This window comes from Halomonas pelophila (genome assembly GCF_040196315.1).
In the GTDB taxonomy this organism is placed as follows: Bacteria; Pseudomonadota; Gammaproteobacteria; order Pseudomonadales; family Halomonadaceae; genus Halomonas; species Halomonas pelophila.
This window is the reverse complement of record NZ_JBEGCI010000031.1, coordinates 1-1,338: the sequence shown is the minus strand read 5'-3', so window position 1 is coordinate 1,338 and position 1,338 is coordinate 1. Positions and strand designations below refer to the sequence as shown.

Sequence of the window (1,338 nt, the reverse complement as noted above, 5' to 3'; positions counted from 1 at the left end):
GCTGGAGAGCGGTGGGGCGACGGTCAAGGGGGCAATCCTCAATGCGATGGAACGCAAGGCGGCAACCGCCTACGGCTATGGCTACTATGCGTATTCTTATAAATAACCATAATGGCGTCACTCAGCCAGCGTTATTTCGAATAGTTGAGGGCCCTCACGGCGAAAAATTCAACATAATAGTATGTTAGAAACGCCAGAATAGCAGGAAGAAACGGACAGAATATAAAGTAATCATTCATGGCCTCGGGGACAAGCCTTGACAACCTGGGGCGGTAGCGTGCCTGCAGCTATGCCATACTTGCCTCGACTTGTGGGACCCAATCCGAACTTTCAATTAGAGAGGGCATGCCACACGCGAACATCACCTTCTTTCGCCCCTCTGGTGCTCCTCCTGGGAACCTCGCTTCTGAACGTCTGCTTCCTGCTTCCAAGTGGGTAATGCTAATTACAGCACCAAAACGGCGCACATCGACGAACCTGGTCATGCTCCTGATGATGAGAAGGCCAGCGTCGGTCCGTTGGCAAGTTCGCCCCCGCGGGGCAAGGTGAGATACTGCTCCTTGGGGGCTGGCACGAGGGCGGAAAGGTTCGAAACATCCCTGATCCCTTCCGCAGGAGCGACTAGGCCTTCGACACGTTGACAAGCTACTGAAAGAGAGCACCGACGGCTGGACTACGCATTTGTAGGCTAAGCACTTGCAGGAGCAACCTGCTTCGCCATGGGTCCCCCGTATCCTCATGATTACACAGAGCTGCATCGACCCCCATGACCGCGAAAACCACTCAAACTCCTGCCGACGAAAGGATTGATCTGGGCCGCATTTTTGGCCTGGTGCTCGATCACAAGTGGCTGATCATCGGCATTACCTTGCTCTTTGCCCTGGGGGGTGCGGCTAACGCCATTCTGACCACGCCGATCTATCAGGGCGATGCGCTGGTCCAGGTCGAGCGCAAGTCGACCCTCAGCCCCCTCGGTGACCTGGCCAACGTCATGGGCACAGGAGAGGATACAGGCAACGTCAGCGCCGCCGAGGTGCAGATACTGCAGTCGCGCATGGTACTCGGCCAGGTGGTGGATCGGATCGGTCTGGATACCGTGGTGGTGCCCCGTCTTTTGCCGATCGTCGGCGAGTTCGTGCTACGCCAGAATATCGAGCGACCCGATTTCATGGAAGGGCGGCCCGAGGTATGGGGAGGCGAGTCCCTGCGTCTGGGCCGCCTCGAGGTTGCCGATCCCCTGCGAGGTAGCCCGCTGATCGTCACGGCAGGGGAGCGCGGTGCCTATACCCTTACCCTGGGCGGTGAGAAACCCCGCGTGCTTGGCCAGGGACAGGTAGG

Annotated in this window: 1 protein-coding gene; it reads left to right on the top strand. The window is 58.1% G+C overall.

All coding sequences use genetic code 11. The features are described from left to right. Window positions 1-766: 766 nt before the first annotated feature. Window positions 767-1,338, top strand: a 572-nt coding sequence (locus tag ABE957_RS18130) for a Wzz/FepE/Etk N-terminal domain-containing protein (RefSeq protein ID WP_349760063.1), incomplete at its 3' end; no start/stop codon positions are given.